Raw genomic sequence first — 18,310 nt, 5'->3', positions numbered from 1 at the left:
TTAAAATACACTAATTTGTATATTGTGTTACTTAGTGCTTTTTAATGGTTCAATTTTTGGAATAAGTAACCAAACTGCTGCCATCGCAATAACCGCTAAAGAGGCACCAATAACAAACGCTGGCGTGTAATTACCGTCAGCAGTTAAAATAGGTACTAGTGCTGTCAGTCCTAATGCACCTAACTTAGCTGCCATACCTGCAAAGCCTGATAATGTCCCTACTGCTTTTTTGCCATACAAATCACTTGGTAGTGTTTGAACATTACCAATAGCTGTTTGAAAGCCAAATAAGATAACGGCCATGATGATTACAGCAGTTGTAGGTCCACCTGGATTCGCCATTGCTAATAATGCAGGTAGCATAATTAAACAGCCTAACGTAATAGTTAACTTACGCGTTTTGTCAGTATTCCAACCGGCTTTTATACGATTTTGGGCAAGTAAACCACCAAACCATGCACCAAACATAGCGCCAACGTAAGGAACCCAACCGTATATACCAATAGATTTAACATCCATTGCATAAACTTCGTTAAGGTAAATAGGGATCCAGAAAACAAACAACCACCAAATAGGATCAATGGCTGCAGAAGCAATGATAACGCCCCAGCTTTGTTTGCGAGACAATAGTTCACCAGTTGAAGGGTTGTATTCGTCTTCGTCACTCATCTCTACAGAATCACTAGTTCTTTGACCCGTTAAGATATACTCACGCTCTTCTTCAGTGATCCAAGGGTGTGTCTTCGGTGGCGATTTAACTAAGATGATCCAAGGGATAAGCCATAACAAACCAACTAAACCAATAACCACAAAGACCATCTGCCAACTAAAATAAACCGTTAAATAGGCGATTAAAGGAATGGCAACAATGCCACCAATAGCCGCACCAGAGTTAAATATACCCTGAGCTAATGCACGTTCTTTGGTCGGGAACCAGTCTGCGTTACTTTTTGCCGCACCGGGCCAGTTACCTGCTTCTGCTACACCTAAAATGGCTCGGAAAATACTAAAGCTTAACGCACCTTGCGCTAATGCATGAGCAGCTGTCGCTAGTGACCAAACACCAATAGAAAGCACAAAGCCTAGTCGAGTTCCTACCCAATCAAATATTTTACCAAAAATTGCCTGACCAAAGGCATACGATAAAATGAAGACAATAGAGATGTTGGCATAAATTTGTTTACGCTCTAACACCGACTCATCAGGAAACAACTCTTCAACGATGTCAGGCCAAAGTACACTGAGCGCTGAGCGGTCAATGTAATTAATAACGGTAGCTAGAGCGATTAACGCAATAACCCACCAACGTAATCCTTTTAATTGCATTATGATTTCTCCGCTGGATTGCTATTGAGTTTTTCAAGATCAAGATTGTCGAATGTACCCGGTGGTACAAAGTCTTCTCTTGGAGGACTAAAGGTATCAATTAAAATACCACCCGATGGACAAGTAGCACCATGATCAGCATAAGGAGGAATTAAACAACTATCGCCAGCTTTCATAATGGTAGTAACACCATCAATATTAAAATGGAATTCGCCTTCTACCACATAAGTTACTTGAGAGTGTCTGTGGGCATGATTGTAACCAATTGCCCCTTTTTCAAACCAAATTTTAACCGCCATTAACTCATGGTTATAGCCCAACATTTGGCGTTTAAGTCCGCCGCCGATATCTTCAATTTCTGTTTCGTCACCTGATAAAAAATGTGCACTTTGACTCATAATACGCCCCTTACTACCTATTATTTATTTCGAACAGTTTAAAATAACCCGTAAATTCAAATGATTTACCGTTATAAGAAAACTTATTGTTAGTTGAACTATCTGTTTGTTGACTATTAAACGCTAAAATATAGTTTGTTTTATCGTCAAATTTGAATGAGACAACGTCTACCGCATTAATTTTTTTATGGACTAACGATTGCAATTTACTGGTTGCATCGATGGTAAATTCTTTCGATGGGTTGTATTCACCATGAGGTTCAAAAGCACTGACAAAACTATGTTTCTTACTATTGTTTACTCGAGCAATAAACGCATTTTCGTTACGTAAATTAAAGTTAGGATCGTTAGCGCCTAATTGAGTAAATAACATTTGTGATTCGCCATCAACAATTGACGTTTGAGTATAAAAACGACCATTTTCATTCAGCCAAGTAACTTTAGCGAGCCCTGCCGTTGGCGTAGATTTCGCCTTTAACCACATGTGTTGGTAACCATTGGCTTTACCTAATGCGGAAATGCTTTGGGTGTTTGTACCTAATTCAAAATTGGTATCAATTAAATGTCCTTTGTAATGCACAGGTAAGTCATATTGATGCGCTTTATCACTCTCGACATCGAATACATCAATCACTAACGATTGCGCTAATTTAGGTAATTGAATGAGTGCTAGTGTGCGCTTTAACTTAACACCTTGGTAAGCAGTATCTATTTTAGCTGACGAAATTTTAACTTTGTCGTCTTGTGCAAAAAACAGTAGATCTGGGTGATTCGCATTTCCCACTTTTACATTATTATTAAAATGTGATGTTTGATCTACCACCACCGTATTATGGGCGATTGTATGTTTTGCATAGCTATTGTTTTCTGGCAAATAACGACCGCCATATTTAGCTTCAACATTTAAGAATCGAGCAGCACCGTAGTCAGAGACAATTTCTTGTTGGCGGTCATAAAATTGCCATGTTAATTTATCAAAATGACCATGACCTAAACCTTGGGCAGCAGGTTTGAACAGTAATGCTTGTTCTCCTCCCACGCTTTGACGCATAACAACAAGCGCGCCCTGTTTACCATCATTACCATCGCCAAAAGCGACTGATTTAAATTGATATGGTGTTTCTAAATGCTTGTCTAAGGCATTAGCTACTTTTAATCCATCGCCGGTTAAAATAACTTGGTTTTGTTGTTTGGCAATATCGAGTAAGCCTGTATCACCTGTTAAACCATAAGCGATAGTAACGCCATTAACTAATTCAATGGTGTCGATACCTTTACTTTTGATTGCATCATTTATCGGAAAGAATAATTTGTTGTAGCTTAATTGAATCGTAGTTTCGATCGCTTTTTCAACAATGCCGTCACGGTATTCAAATATTTTACGTTCAGGCTCATTTTGCTCAATTGCTTTAGCAAAAGTAATAAAGGGCATTAATGCATAACGTTGATAATACGGCCCTTCATTGTAATAACCTTGTGGAGAAAACAATTCGTCTAATTGTCTTAAAAATCCACCTGTGCCTGACTTATCTAGGCCATACAGCGCTTGCTCTACCCATTCTGGCTCACCAATAACATAACCCGTCATGCCTACACCTGCGGTTAACCATGTGCCATGGTTATGAACTTTGTTAAAAGTGGCAGGAGATTCAACAGAAAGGTAAGTTGCCACAGGGCGCAATACGCCTGTTTCAATTTTATCTTTTTCTGTTTGATTAAGCGCAGGTAAAATTAAATCGTAAGCTTGAATAGTATGAACAAGCCATACCGCTTCATTTAAGCTTTGCCAAAAAAGTTTTCCTGGATTTTGTGCGTTGGTTTTGCGTTTAGGGTGAAGAGGCAGAGTTGGATACATATCAGCATAAGCTAATAGCATGTCTCTGACATAGTGCGCATATTTATCTTCTTGGGTAATTTGGTATACCGTGCCCGCGTTCAACATGAAAGCATAATTAGCTTTATGTTGCTCGTGAGTGTAACCTCCACCGCCATCAGCAGGTACTGGTACTATAATTGGCGTCGCTATTTGCGCATCAACTTTTGCTTTTGTTGTTAAATATTTACGTTGAAATGAGCCAGGTATTTTAATCGCTGCCTGCATATCCTTAACATCTTGGGCATTAATGACTAAACGTGGATTTTCAGCCTTAGCGATCACCTTATTAGATGACGAAGCAACTTGCTCAACCGTAGCTTGACTGACATTTGCTGTAGACCCAGAACACGCGGTTAGAAACGTACATGCTAAGGCAGTGCTTAATAAACCTAAATATGATACTTGCATTTCCTACCTCTAATTTACTTTATTATTGTTTAAAGTCGCCGTATGAGGGCCTTTAGCATGTAATTCAATAACAGTTGGTGCAGGTGTTTTATTAAATGTGTTATTGCTAATGTCTGTTCTTGGCTCACCATTAGTATGTTCAACACTAATACCTGCGCTATTGGTAATGGTGTTATCAGCAATGTTTGTCACTTGAACACCATGAAGAGCAATTAACGCTTTCGATTTATTACGCTTTTCTTTTCCTGAGTCTGTTACGGTATTTTTACTAAAGAGAAGGTGAGGACCAAATGTACTTTCGTCTCTACCACCACGATACAACTTCACTAAAGCACCGCCTACCTTGTTAATAACGTTACCAGTTATTGTCAGGTATGATGCGTTATAAATACCGAGATCGTCTGTTTCTTTATTTAATCGAAATAAATCACCAGTAATATTATTAAAAGCACTATTAGTTACCGTAATGTCAGTCGCTAAACTGCGGCTACCAGCATCAAAGAAATGGAAAGAATGATTAACATCTAAATCAGCAAATGTTGAATCTTCTACGACGAAGCGGTAGTTTTTGTACATTCCCCACTTTGCTGTTCTAAATAATACATTGCCTGATGAATCAGGTGCTTCACTACCGTTTATTGTTATTCCAGATAATTTCAAACTACCTCCATTAGCAATTTCGATAAAAGTTGCTCGCTCAAAGTGAATAATAGCAGCACCTTTTTCTTCCGACTCAATGGTAATTGTTTTGGTAAGTTTGACGATTTTCCCTTCTTGATATTGGCCAGCCGCCAACAAAAGTTTATCTCCTGAGTTTGCCGTTTTTATCGCATCAAAAATAGTATTTTCACCCGGAGATACTGCAATTGTTTTACCTGAAGAAAACTCAACTACTGGCTCTAGCTTTTTATACCACGATGGTCCGGTTGCAGATTTTTTAACAGGGTTTAAGCTATCGCTAATACCAACACCTTTTATGTTCGTTGGATAAAGTAAGCCATTTTCTGCACGCTTAAGCGTTATTGGCTTGTTAACAAAGCCTTGGCTAATTTTTGGAGAGCTCACCTTATTAATGTAATTATTGTCAAAAGATATGCCGCTAATATCGTCAAAAACACTAAAAGCATCGGCATGATTTTCATTATAAATAAGGTTGTTTTTAATACGTGTCTCTTGAGGAACTGCAGAGCGTTCTGCATCGCTACCCGCTGCTAAGTGAATATTTTCAACATTAACAAAGGTATTGTTATAAATATTTGCATTCACAACTTGGTGATATCGATTAATTTTCGAGTTTGGTACGCCATTCATTACGGTAAAGCCACTACCGAAACGGTAACCTGTTAACCCTTCAAGGTAGTTATTTCTAACCACTTGGTCGCGATTAATGACGCGAATACCACCCGTGTGGTCAACACCATTACCAATAAAAACATTATTCTCAACAACATTTCCATTGCCATGGCGTAATGTTAAGGTGCCGCGCGACTCAAAGAATACGTTATTTCTAATTTGGTTTTTGCCCGATTTAACAGAAATAATTTCCACTTCACCATTACAACGATCAAAATAGTTGTTTTCGACCACAGTTAACGAGCCTGTTAATGAAAAATGGCTGGTACCAATACGCAGTGTTTCACCGCCATTAGAGCCAAAAACAGGACGAGGACCAAAATAGTTATTATCAATTCGGTGATGATTTTCACGGCTAGCTTCGTCGGTTAAACGCACTGCCATAGTAACGCCTTTATTACGCTTGCCTGCTAAATAACTGTGATCAAAACGATTATTTTTACCATACAAGCCTACCCAATAATCAGATTCAAAACGGTCTGGATTACTAAACTCATCAATAACCACTTCAGTAACACGTACATTATTTGCTAAGTTTTTTTTATTTTGACGAAATGAGATAACTTCACTTGTTGGTGTATAGCCTTGAGTAAATACAAGGCCAGTTACTACAAGATACTCTCCAGCGATATGCAAATTCGATTGCCCCGTTAGAAACACTTTACCTTTTGTTTCGCCGCGTAATGTAATGAGTTTATCTTTAGTGCCTTTTGCACTAAATAACACTTCAAAGTTTTCCCAGTTACCGTTGGCTAAAACAATTTCATCACCGGGTACTACTTTATCAAGCGCGGTTTTATATGCTTGTTGAGTGTCAACTAACCATGACTTTGCCATAGATTGCTGACAAAACAAGGTAGTTATAATCAATAAGCTCGATATTACAACCACTTGTGAAAGTGTAGATTTATACATAAATACCTCAAAAATTAATGCTTATCACTTAATGCGTAAAAATATAGAGCTCTCAATCACTGGGGGTAAAAGAGAACTCTATTAAGTCTTTTGCCTACTTAGCTATTAAGTTTAAAAACTGGCTTTAACACCTAAGAACAACTTGCGACCTGAGTACGAGTAATCAGACACTGTACCTGGTCCACGCGTCATTACTTGTGCCTCTTCTAGCAAGTTAAGCGCTTTTAAAGAAACAGACACGCTATTAGTGAATTTATATTTTATTGCCGCATCTAAATAATCACTGTCTTCTACCCAACGATTACCTTTGTGTGGAAACGGTAAATTATTCGGTTGAAAGTAACGTGAACGATACTTATACATTAAGCGCATAGATAAGTTATCGCCTTCCCAGTAAATTGAGCCTGATGCCACATTTTTTGAGAAGCCCATAATGTTAGCGTCTGGGCTAATACCCCAGTTTGCTGGTTCTTCAGAGTTAAAATCAGATATCGCGTGATTCCAAGCCGCTTGTACACCTAAGTCACTTAATACCCCTGGTAATTCTGTGAAATGCTTTTGGAATGTAAATTCGAAGCCTTTAATCGTGGATTCTTCATCAGAAACTTGGTTAACACTGAACGGGATTTCTTGTGAATATGGACCAACTGTTGTGGTGCCATCAGCCAGAATACTAGTCACCGTTGGTACACGATTTTCTATTACTCGTGTAGTACCACCCGTAAAGTTTTTCCAATAACCCGCTAAAGTTACTGCCATATCAAGGCTTGGATACCACTCTAAAGACAAATCGAAGTTATTAGCCGTGTACGGCTTCATCATATTACCTTGCGCTGAACCTGACACGAGTTGAGAGTCGTAACTACCACAATCAGCACTTTCGCTGGTATCTGCTGAATTACAATCCGTGATACTTTGCCCTGCAGACATCGCGTTCATCGCAAAGCGTGACATTGAACGATAAGCAGCTGTTCTTAATTGTATTTCATCGTCTAAATGAAAAGTTAAGTTTAAGCTCGGTAATATTTCTGAATAATCATCTTCTAAATAAACTTGACCCGTTTCTGAAGAGTAGGCCCAATTTTCTACACCACTCTCATCAACGTCTGGCGTAGCAGGATCATCTGTCGAAAAACTTTGCGTTAACACTGCTCGTTCGCCCCAAGATTCAGAACTTGTTTCAGTTTCTACATATCGTACACCTACATTACCGGTTACAGGTACACCAGCAAGCTCAGTATCAATCCATGCCATGGCGTAAATAGCTGTTATGTCTTCTCTTACATCGACTACTTGCCCGCTATTTCTATCTGGGTTTTCACCAATATCGTAGAAACCAACATCAGGGTTATTGCCTTCTGGAGTTAAAAAGCCAACCTGACCTAAATAAGCGCCAATTAAACACTCAGAATCAAAGGTTAAGAAGTTACTCGCATCTGCCGCACCACCAGAATTATCCATAAAGCCTTCAAGGCTGTGACCATTGTCGCCACATGCTGCCGCTGCTGCGGTTACTTGTGCATGCTCGGCTGGATAAAGGCTGTCAAAATCATTATTTGCGCCATCTCTGTCTACATGATCGTCTGAGTTCCAGTTATCATCAATTGGGCGACGTGATCCATCATCAACGTTAAAGGCCGTTTGAATACCAGAGTAGTCATATAAATGTTCGCGAGAATAGCGCACACCCACTTCAATTGAAGAAACCACACTGTAGTCGTCAAAGGTATATTGACTATCAAACTGAACCGCCCAAATATCATCCGTGCGTTCATCGTTTTCGCGGCCGTACTCTAAATACGCACCACCATCACCATTAATAAAGCTCGCCATGTCGCTAACATCAAATGCTGCGCCGCCATAATTTGGATTTTCAACTAAGGTGCCATTTTCCGGCATTAAGAAGAAGTTAGCGTTCTCTATTTGCTCACTATCACCAAGGTATAACTTAGGTACTGTTCCTCTTGAATCTAGTGAATAGGCAGTAGTAGATTCGTGACGGAATTTTGCTCGTTGACGTAAACGATAACGGTAAGATTTTGAATATGAACCGTCGAATGACAATACCAAATTATCATTCGGCTCAAAATCTACATTGATACCATAGCCATCATACTCATCCACTTGGTTACGGTTTTCACCTTGCAGGGTTAGCTTTCCTTCACCCTCTTCATAAAGTAAATTTCCATTGTCATCGATAAGTAATGATTGTGGGTTTAAATTCTTCGCACGCTCTTGAGCTAACTCCATGCGTTCTTCTGTATATTCTAAACGTGAGGTAGCAAAATCTAAGTTGATGTCCCACTTATCATTTGGAACCCACTGAAAAGTACCTACAATATTTTGACGTTCATCTTTATCTTGACCAGTACGCCAATAAGAATCGTCTGGGATAAAAAAGATAGAATCAGGGTCAAATTTGGCTAAATGATCAGCACCATTCACGCCAAATCGATCTGGATCGGCATTAGGACCTAAAGTCACTAAATCAGCTGAACGACCCGGACTTACCATAGAGTCGTTATCTGGCATATTGTTATTGCTTTTATTTAAATCACGATCACCACAACGTTCATTATCTCCATTATTTGTCGTTAACGAAGAACCGTCTGCAGCTCTAAAACTACAAGCCGCTAGTGTCGTACTACTACCGTAGTTTTCTTCTGGATTTGCTGAATTACTTTGTACATAACCTAAGCTAAAGCCCATATCGCCGAAAGATTCGGTTTCAAAATTTTGCACAGTCGACAAGGTGAATTTATTGCCCCAAGGTGACTGATTGTCAGCAGCTGTATAGTAATCATTGTAAGCTGCTTGCGCTTCGACAGTAGTTTTACTTTTACCATAATCGACAGCGCGTAATGAGCCCACTTCAATAGTACCCGATGTACCACCTTCAACTAAGTTAGCTTGTTGAGACTTATAAATAGTCACTTTATCAACTAAACTTGACGGAAATTTCTTAAAGTTAACCGCACGGCCTGGACCAGCATTTGTAATGGTACGTCCGTTAAAGGTTGAATAACCCCAATATGAACCAAGACCACGAATTGATATTTCGTTTTGGCTACCTTTTAAGCGGTGTCCTGAAGCGCCAGATATATTTTCAATAACATCAGATAACGATAAACCAGGTAAATCACCAAAATCTGCGGCGGCAATGGCATCAACAATGGCAGAATTATTTTTCTTTTCACTAAGAGAGCGAGTCATCGTTCCCCGCATGCCAGTAATTTCAATGACTTCTATTTCACCATTTTTATTTTTAACTTCTAATGTACTGCCATCTTTCGAGGGTGCGTCAACTTCAACAGCAGTTATTTTGGCTTGTGTAGATTTTTCATCTTCTGCAGCATAGGTAGGTACAGTTAATAATGCTAAAAAAGCAGACGTAACAAGTGCCGCTTTACCTTTACTTGTAATATTGTTTTTCCTTAAAGCAGAGCTAATTTTATTCAATTTCACCGTCATTCCCCAAAATTCTTTATATTATGTTTTATGTAATTTTGCTGACTACTATGCTGTAGCTCATTTCAATGTAACCAATAACCCTGCTTTTTGTCAACCAATTTATATTACCAATTAAAGTTGAGCTGCCAACAACATGTAATACCAATGATTTTTTATTATTTTAAATAAACCTCTTAATTGTTTATACCAAAATTTTTAAATACTCACAAATAAATAGCGATTTGCTTTTGCGTTAATCCATTTAAATAGCTATGATGTCGGTATAAAAACCCTCATAAGGCATGAAATAAGGAATTATTATGAGCAATCGCAGGTTGTTTTGGCGAATTGTCGAAAGTATTGAAGCTTCAATAGACTCTGGTACCTATACCGCGGGGAATCGATTACCCCCAGAACGTGAGCTCGCTGAAACCTTTAATGTTAGCCGCCCTACGATCAGAGAAGCCATTATTGCTCTGGAAGTTAGAGGAAGAATAGAAGTTAAAACGGGTTCAGGTGTTTATGTGCTTGATTCAGCTTCTGCTAATTTAAAATGTGAAAAAATCAATGCCTTTGAAGTCACTCAAGCAAGAGCACTTATTGAGGGCGAGGTCGCAGCAATAGCAGCCACCTCAATTACCGCTGACGAATTAAAGCAACTAGAAAAAACGTTGCAAGATATGGAAAACGGTAAAAACATGTCTGCCGCTGATGAAGCTTTCCATCAAATTATTGCTAACTCAACCCGTAATACTGCAATGATTTTATCTGTGTCTAACTTGTGGAAATTGAGATCGTCTACTCCTGAAATAGTGAATGATTACAACAGTGTTTGTAGTAGTGATAATGCTAAAACCTTAGCGGAGCATACCGCTATATATAATGCATTAAAATCGGGTGACGCCACTCAAGCGAGAAGCGCAATGCATGGCCATTTTAATCGCTTAATTAATACCTTATTTGACGCGGCAGAAACTAAAGCACTAGAAGAGATTAAGCGCAAAAACAATGAAAAGCGCGATTTATACTCTATCCCTACGTTAAAAAACCTCAACTAACTGCTCAGCCGTTAATACGTAATACACTTACTATTGTGTTACGTAAGCTGGGTTGTGTTAACTAAATAATTAAATAAAATACAGTCAAAAAAAGGCCTTTCAAACGAAAGGCCTTAACAGTGTAGTATTCACTACACCCCATCAATATATGTTAATGCTTTGAATAATCAGTACTAATTTACTTTGCTAATTTAAGAAAGTAATCGAATATTTCAGGCACATTCCCATTACCCATATCAGCTGCAACTGCCGCTTGCAGATTAGCAGAAGTTCCCTCAGCAATTTGTGAAACAGTGCCAAGATCTTTAACCATTTCAAGGAAGTAACCTAAATCTTTATTAGCGTTAGCAATAGAGAAACCTAAGTCACTGACGCCATCTACCGCGTAGTTTTTACAAAAGCCCATAAATGGAGAGTTAGACGGGCCTGTTGACATAATTTCGAATAATTGTTGGCGATCTACACCCGCTTTATCAGCAACAGCAAAAGCTTGTGACATAGCAGTAACAGTAGTCATGCCCATGAAGTTGTTAATCAATTTAGTTGTATGACCTGCGCCTAATGCGCCAAGATGGAATACATTTTCACCTTGTTGTTCTAAAACAGGCTTAACTTTATTAAAGGTTTCTATATCGCCTGCAGCCATAATGTTTAACAAACCATCTTTAGCGTGAGCTGGTGTGCGACCTAATGGCGCATCGATCATCCCAGCGCCATTTTTGGCAAGGTCTGCGCCAATTTTACGAGTTGAGGCAGGAATAGAAGTACCAAAATCAACTAATACAGAGCCTTCTTTAATACCAGCTAAAATACCGTCTTCAGCATAGACAAGCTTTTCAACCACTACTGAAGTGGTAAGTGCTAACATTACAATGTCGCTTTTTTCAGCAAGCTCTTTTGCTGAAGTAACTTCAGTTGCATTACCTCGAGCAATTACCTTGGCAACAGCATCTTTATTCAGATCCATAACATTAACTTGAAAACCACGTGTTTGTAGATTTTCAACCATGTTACCGCCCATAAGGCCAAGACCGATGAAACCTATGATAGGTTTTGTCATAACTAACTCCTAAATATATTGGTGTATGTTTACCTGAGTAAGAGCATTGCCTCTATTGCTCAGATTAATATCTTATGTATATAACTAGGCGCACTAATGCTCGTGAACCACATTAAATAGATTATTTGGCACTGTTTTTAGTCAGAGGTGACAAAATGAGCGCATTACCGAACAAATGTTTGGTAAGGACCTGAGCTGTTATATTGATAATGATATGATAGGTAAAGACGTTAACTAAAAGCTATAATTAAGCCTCTTTATTTATCATTTGTCACTGCTTGTTAATATTTACAATCTCTAGGAACAAAATAATATTAACTACACACAAGATTATTGTCAACCAATTACATCAATTGGTATTACATTAAAATTTTCTTGGTCACCACCATTATGCTTATAACCTTCTGATACGGATATTTGTTCGTTTGCAAAATGGCTGTGGTATGATCGTAGCTGCTCAATTATTTTTTAAGTCTTTTTAATGAAAACTACTTCAGTTGCTCACCGCCATTCAGGTGTTATAAATGCCATCTCAGCTTATGTTCTTTGGGGCTTTGCACCGCTTTATTTCAAACTCATTGATACCATAGCTCCTAGCGAAATTCTTATTCACCGCATTGTCTGGTCTACGGTACTTTTATTAATCATTATTATAGTTTCACGTAAGTGGAAAGTGTTTACTTCGATTTTAAAGCAACCCAAAATATTATTGAAGTTAACCGCCAGTGCTGCATTTTTAGCTGTAAATTGGTTTGTCTTTATTTGGGCAATTAATAATGATCATTTACTTGATGCAAGTTTGGGTTATTTTATTAATCCACTTTTTAGTGTGGCTCTAGGTATGATTTTTCTTGGTGAACGGTTAAGAAATTGGCAGAAATTTGCTGTTGCTTTAGCAATGGTTGGCGTACTCATTCAATTGATAGTTATTGGCTCTTTACCCATAGTGTCATTAACCTTAGCTTTTACTTTTGGAATATACGGATTATTACGTAAAAAGATACAGGTAGATGCCTTTATAGGTTTACTGGTTGAGTCAATTCTTATGTTACCGATAGCTTTAACTTTTTGGCTGTTCTTTATATCGAGCAATACCAGCAATATGTTTGACAATGTGTGGAGTTTAAATATCGCATTAATGTTGGCGGGCGTTATCACAACAGCGCCGCTATTATGCTTTACCGCTGCCGCCAAACAGTTAACGTTAGCAACCCTAGGTTTCTTTCAATACATAGGGCCGAGTATTATGTTTATTTTAGCGACGTACTATTATCAAGAGCCTTTACTAACAAGTAAATTGCTTACTTTTGCCTTTATCTGGCTCGCATTAATTGTTTATAGCCTTGACTCTTTTAAAGCAAGACGACAGTCAATAACGTTATAAAAGTGGATTAATCATGGCTGCCATGTAACGTAATTTGATTGCGGCCATTTTCTTTGGAAATATATAAAGCGTTATCAGCTTCATTCATTTGTTTAGTGAGTGGCAACTCACTGTTCATTACAGCACCTAAACTCACAGTAATAGAGAAGTGTTGGTCTTCATGTTTTAACTGAGCAATAGATATTTCACGGCGTAAGTCATCTAATTTTGCATATAATTGATCTTCATCGATACCAGTAATAACGGCGGAAAATTCCTCGCCACCTAAGCGAGCAATCGTGCCTCCGGTTAAAAATTTACGCATATACAATGCGATAATTTTGAGGACATGATCTCCAGCGGCATGACCATAGTTATCATTAATTTTTTTGAAAAAATCAACATCTAGCACAGCGACAGTGTAAGGAATTTTTCTCTCAATGCATTTGGCAACCAGGCGCTCAGCATCTCTGAAAAATGCACGCCTGTTAGGCAGTTCCGTTAAATGGTCGGTGTTTGCCGATTTTTGAATTTGGGCAATATTATTTAAACTTTCGATGTTTTGTGTAATTCGGCAATAGAACTCTTCGGGACAAAAAGGTTTGCGTAAAAAATCATCAGCACCGTTTTTAATAAAGCGCGCTGAATGAATACCATTACTCGCGCCAGAAATGCCAATAATCGCTAGTTTATCTCGGTTTATTATTTTTCTGATCTCGTTTGTTAGTTCAATACCATCCATTTTCGGCATTTCAAGATCGGTTATTACCATTTTAATTTCAGGGTTTTGCGCTAATACATCTAACGCTTGTACACCGTCATTAGCGACAAAAACTGAAAAATTACGACGTTTTAATAATTCAACAACATGATTGCGAGCTGCAGCAGAGTCGTCAACAACAAGAATTCCATTTGAGTGGTTAGTTTTTTGCCAATGCAAAATCCGTTTTAAATACAAAAAAGCTTGGCTATTTTCTTTTGGTATATAGTCGATCACAGGTTTAGAAAGAATCTTCTGGCGTGTTTCGTCATCCATTTTACCCGTCATTACTACACTTGGAATGCCATGAGTTAATACGCAATCAATCGCTTCACCATCCGAGGCGTCAGGTAAAGCGTAATCAATGGTGGCAGCAAAAAAATCATTATCACCTTGTAATATTTTTTCAACTTCCGCTAAGGTAGCAGCGATGGTTACATCAAAGCCAAGCGAATTAGCAATTTGCTTAATAACAGTCGCAATAGGTTTACTGTCTTCTACGATTAATAGTCGATTTGAATTTGATGGCATACATTACCCTTTTTATAAATTATTTTAGTTGAGTTAAATTGCTTCTAATCTTGCATAAGCAACCACTAGCCATTTACTACCTAATCCTTCGAAATTAACTTGGATGCGCGATTGTGCACCACTGCCTTCATAGTTGAGCACAACACCTTCACCAAATTTAGCATGCATAACCCGTTGCCCTAAAGTAAACCCTGTATTTTCAAAAGTTTCGGTGGTAAAAGTCGATGAAAATCGTCCAGTTGTTGTCGGACGAGATACTTGGCTTTGCAAACGAATTTCTTCTGTACAATCACTTGGGAGCTCACGTAGAAATCGACTGGGTTTATGAGTTTTTTCTTGACCATACAACCGACGGCTTTCTGCATGACATAAGTATAGCTTATGCATGGCTCTTGTCATGCCGACATAGCATAAACGTCGTTCTTCTTCTAAACGACTAATATCTTCTTGCGATTGCTGAGAAGGAAACATACCTTCTTCAAGCCCTGCAATGAATACTAATGGAAACTCTAAACCCTTTGCAGAATGCATAGTCATTAGTTGCACTGCTGGTTCGTAATCATCGGCTTGCGACTCGCCTGATTCTAATGCCGCATGGGTTAAAAATGCGGTCAGTTTGGTTTGTTCATCTTCAAGCTCTGGATCCATCTCAAACGTTTGGCAAGCTGTTACCAATTCATTTAAGTTTTCAATACGCTGCTCCGCACGTTCGCCTTTTTCGGCTTGATACATTGCTTTAAGTCCACTATTTTTAATAACGAAGTTAACTTGTTGATCTAAATCTAAGTCTTTTGAGTCATCTTCAAGCTGTTCGATTAACGTAATAAAATTACCAATCGTTTTAGCACTGCGTCCTTTTAATAAATCGCCTTGTAACATGTGCTGACACGCTTGCCATAACGTCACTTCTAAACTTTTTGCGGCATCTCGAACCATCCCGATAGACTGCTCGCCTATGCCACGAGTTGGTTTATTAATAATGCGTTCAAAGGCTGCATCGTCGTCGCGATTGTTGATTAACCGCATATAAGCAAGGGCATCTTTAATTTCTTGGCGTTCGAAAAAGCGTTGGCCACCATAAATACGATAAGGTAATTGTGCTTGTAATAATGCTTCTTCTAATAAACGAGACTGTGCATTACTACGGTATAAAATGGCGACTTGGTCTAATTGTCCTTTGTTTTCATCTTTACCCCAATCACTGCCTTTCCAATCATTAATTCGCCCGGCAATAAAACGAGCTTCGTCGATTTCATTAAATGCGGTATATATGGAAATTTTCTCGCCAGCATCATCTTCGGTCCACAATTCTTTACCTAACCGATTATTATTTTTAGTAATCAATTCATTGGCTGAATTTAGAATATTTGCCGTTGAACGATAATTTTGTTCTAGTCGAATAGTTTGAGCATTATCAAAATCGTCAAGAAATCGTTGAATATTTTCAATTTTTGCTCCACGCCAACCATAAATTGATTGATCATCATCGCCGACAATCATGACATTGCTTTTTGCTCTACCGAGCATGTTTAACCAAGCATATTGAATGGCATTGGTATCTTGAAATTCATCAACTAAAATTTGGCTAAAGCGCTGCTGGTAATGCTCTAATAAAACAGGGTTGTCTAGCCACAGTTCATGAGCGCGCAATAAGAGCTCAGCAAAATCAACTAATCCTGATCGATCACATGCCTCTTGATAACCTTGGTAAATTTTTACAAAAGTTTGCTCGGTTGGATCGTCATACACCTCAATGTGTTGTGGTCTAATGCCTTCATCTTTTTTGCCATTGATATACCACTGCATTTGCTTAGCAGGCCAACGCTTTTCATCTAAGTTTAATGAACGGATAATACGCTTAACTAAACGAAGTTGATCATCTGAGTCTAATACTTGAAAACTTTGCGGTAGCTTTGCTTCTTGAAAGTGCATACGCAATAAACGATGAGCCAAGCCATGAAAAGTCCCTATCCACATACCGTGAGTATTACCATCAACCACTTGTTCAACCCGCGCGCGCATTTCAGCCGCCGCTTTATTGGTAAAGGTTACCGCTAGAATACTGTGTGGCGATACTTGTTCAACTTTCATTAGCCAGGCAATACGCTGAACCAGCACTCGAGTTTTACCACTACCAGCGCCGGCTAAAACCAACATATTTTGTTTAGGTGCCGCAACAATTTCACGTTGTTTATCATTTAAAGCATCAAGTAATTCAGAAACATCCATTGGAAAAGGTCACATTTGTTAAGTTAAAAAAAATTAAAATATCGAATATAAGTGCCGAGTTAATCAGGCAACAAATCCGTCAATTCATTTACCGAAGACAATTCAATGTGGGGTAACACTTTTAAAGGTTTACCCACATGATAAATAGGCAGCCATGCCGCCTGACAACCCGCGGCAATTGCGCCGAGTATATCAGCATTGCCACAATCACCTACATGTAGCAATTCTTGAGGTTTAATCGTTAACCGTTTACATGCCAAATGAAACATATCCGCGCTTGGCTTTTGTTTAAGGCCACCAACAGCATAGAAAACATCTTGAAAATAACCTTCAAGACCAATCGCTTTGGTATCAACATTTCCATTAGTTATAGCTACTAGAGGAAAATGTTGCGCTAATTTTTTGAGTAACTCATGGCTTGCTTGGGGTACGGTAAATTGACTGCGAACAACAGCGAAGTAATCCATTCCTTGTTGCGCTTTTATTTTTGCTTGTTGAGATGAATACCCTAATGCACAAGCACCTAGATAATAACTTTCAAGTCGAAACGCGACAACATCATGAAAAATTAAAGGCTGCTTAGCAATGGCTTGTTGTTTAAACGGCAGCCAAAACTGTTGATCAAAAACGAACTTATGCTTACTGGCTAATTTATTTGTAACGGGTATATCGTTAAAAAGCTCGGCAAAAAAAGTTAGCATTTTTTCTTCTGCGCCGATCATTATTGGCGAATTAGCATACAAGGTATCGTCTAAATCAAAGCTGATCGCTTTAATAGGAGTTGGGCGGCGATAATATTTCATCAATTAACGTACACTTAAAGCGCTAAATGCTTTTGTAATAACTTAGCAACCAGCTTTTTAAATTGGCTAATTAACAAGGTATCCATACGTGGGTCAAAATGTTCTGCATCTTGGCTATTAATAGCGATAAAACCTAAATCTACGTTATTGGAGTCGTTGGTTAACTTCATTAATACGACAGAACCTGATGTCGGCGCTGAAAAAATCAATTGCTGCTCACTTTGTTGCAATCGACCAAAATAATAGTCTTCTTTAGTTAATCTATTTTGCATAACCCCCGTACAATCGTTTTTAACAAGGGCAAAATGATTCATAGCGATGTCTTTGTGTAGCCACAACTTTAAATCTGACAATGATAATAATTCGGTTGTTGCTTGATGCAAACAATCAATTAACTCTTCTGCGGTTTGACAATCAAGCAGGCGTAAATACAAATCACTATAGAGTGTAAAAAGCTGTTCGTTGTTATTAGCCACTGACATAAGTTCAGTGATTTCTTCCTCGAGTGCGTGCGCTTTTTGACGAAGTTGTTGCTGTTGCCTTTCAACTAATGAAACAGCACCACGGTGATTATCGGCTAATCGCAAACTGGTGAGTAATTGTGGGTTACGATTAAAAAACTCTGGGTTGTCTGTTAAATATGCGCAAACCATCTCATCCGTTAATGGCAGTTCATCTGATTGTAACGCAGCCAACCCCAATATTTTTTCATTGTCTGTCATAGTGAGGCCTTGCTCTTTTTTTAAAATTCGTTCGTTGGTCATAATTATATTTTACATT

12 protein-coding genes are annotated in these 18,310 nt (G+C 38.5%); 2 read left to right on the top strand and 10 right to left on the bottom strand.

Features of this window, described 5'->3' with window-relative positions; all coding sequences use genetic code 11:
* Positions 1-27 precede the first annotated feature (27 nt).
* The 5 genes from AC27G3_RS13560 to AC27G3_RS13540 form a co-directional block, all read right to left on the bottom strand.
* Positions 28-1,326, bottom strand: a complete 1,299-nt coding sequence (locus AC27G3_RS13560) for an MFS transporter (RefSeq protein WP_487122392.1) — start codon at positions 1,324-1,326, stop codon at positions 28-30.
* Positions 1,326-1,727: a cupin domain-containing protein gene (locus AC27G3_RS13555; protein ID WP_487122452.1), complete on the bottom strand. Its 402-nt coding sequence runs from the start codon at positions 1,725-1,727 to the stop codon at positions 1,326-1,328. The genes AC27G3_RS13560 and AC27G3_RS13555 overlap by 1 nt, the downstream gene beginning before the upstream one ends.
* Positions 1,728-1,737: 10 nt before the next feature.
* Positions 1,738-4,008, bottom strand: coding sequence for a heparinase II/III domain-containing protein (locus AC27G3_RS13550; protein ID WP_487122390.1), 2,271 nt, complete (start codon positions 4,006-4,008; stop codon positions 1,738-1,740).
* Between the two features lie 9 nt (positions 4,009-4,017).
* Positions 4,018-6,276, bottom strand: coding sequence for a chondroitinase-B domain-containing protein (locus tag AC27G3_RS13545; protein WP_487122389.1), 2,259 nt, complete (start codon positions 6,274-6,276; stop codon positions 4,018-4,020).
* Between the two features lie 111 nt (positions 6,277-6,387).
* Complete coding sequence (locus tag AC27G3_RS13540) at positions 6,388-9,741, bottom strand: TonB-dependent receptor (protein WP_487122388.1); 3,354 nt, start codon at positions 9,739-9,741, stop codon at positions 6,388-6,390.
* Between the two features lie 305 nt (positions 9,742-10,046).
* On the opposite strand from AC27G3_RS13540, the gene AC27G3_RS13535 reads away from it, so the two are divergent.
* Positions 10,047-10,784, top strand: a complete 738-nt coding sequence (locus AC27G3_RS13535) for a FadR/GntR family transcriptional regulator (protein ID WP_487122386.1) — start codon at positions 10,047-10,049, stop codon at positions 10,782-10,784.
* Positions 10,785-10,962: 178 nt separating this feature from the next.
* On the opposite strand, the gene AC27G3_RS13530 is transcribed toward AC27G3_RS13535, so the two are convergent.
* On the bottom strand, positions 10,963-11,844 hold the full coding sequence (locus tag AC27G3_RS13530) for an NAD(P)-dependent oxidoreductase (protein ID WP_487122384.1): 882 nt from the start codon (positions 11,842-11,844) through the stop codon (positions 10,963-10,965).
* Positions 11,845-12,325: 481 nt separating this feature from the next.
* Between AC27G3_RS13530 and rarD the strand changes: the two genes are divergently transcribed.
* The gene (rarD, locus tag AC27G3_RS13525) at positions 12,326-13,228 is read left to right on the top strand and encodes an EamA family transporter RarD (RefSeq protein WP_487122382.1); all 903 of its coding nucleotides are present in this window, start codon (positions 12,326-12,328) and stop codon (positions 13,226-13,228) included.
* 7 nt (positions 13,229-13,235) lie between these two features.
* Here the strand turns inward: rarD and AC27G3_RS13520 are convergent, their stop codons facing one another.
* The 4 genes from AC27G3_RS13520 to AC27G3_RS13505 are packed head-to-tail and all read right to left on the bottom strand — an operon-like array spanning position 13,236 to position 18,294.
* The gene (locus AC27G3_RS13520; protein ID WP_487122380.1) at positions 13,236-14,498 is read right to left on the bottom strand and encodes a diguanylate cyclase; all 1,263 of its coding nucleotides are present in this window, start codon (positions 14,496-14,498) and stop codon (positions 13,236-13,238) included.
* 33 nt (positions 14,499-14,531) lie between these two features.
* Positions 14,532-16,727 (bottom strand): DNA helicase II, encoded by a 2,196-nt coding sequence (gene uvrD / locus AC27G3_RS13515; protein WP_487122378.1) that lies wholly within the window; start codon positions 16,725-16,727, stop codon positions 14,532-14,534.
* 59 nt (positions 16,728-16,786) lie between these two features.
* Positions 16,787-17,530, bottom strand: coding sequence for an HAD-IA family hydrolase (locus tag AC27G3_RS13510; RefSeq protein WP_487122376.1), 744 nt, complete (start codon positions 17,528-17,530; stop codon positions 16,787-16,789).
* A gap of 14 nt (positions 17,531-17,544) precedes the next feature.
* On the bottom strand, positions 17,545-18,294 hold the full coding sequence (locus tag AC27G3_RS13505; RefSeq protein ID WP_487122374.1) for a DUF484 family protein: 750 nt from the start codon (positions 18,292-18,294) through the stop codon (positions 17,545-17,547).
* Positions 18,295-18,310: the final 16 nt, after the last annotated feature.

The sequence above is a fragment of the Colwellia sp. SU-HH01217 genome (assembly GCF_057543495.1).
This window is presented reverse-complemented; position numbering and strand designations above follow the sequence as displayed.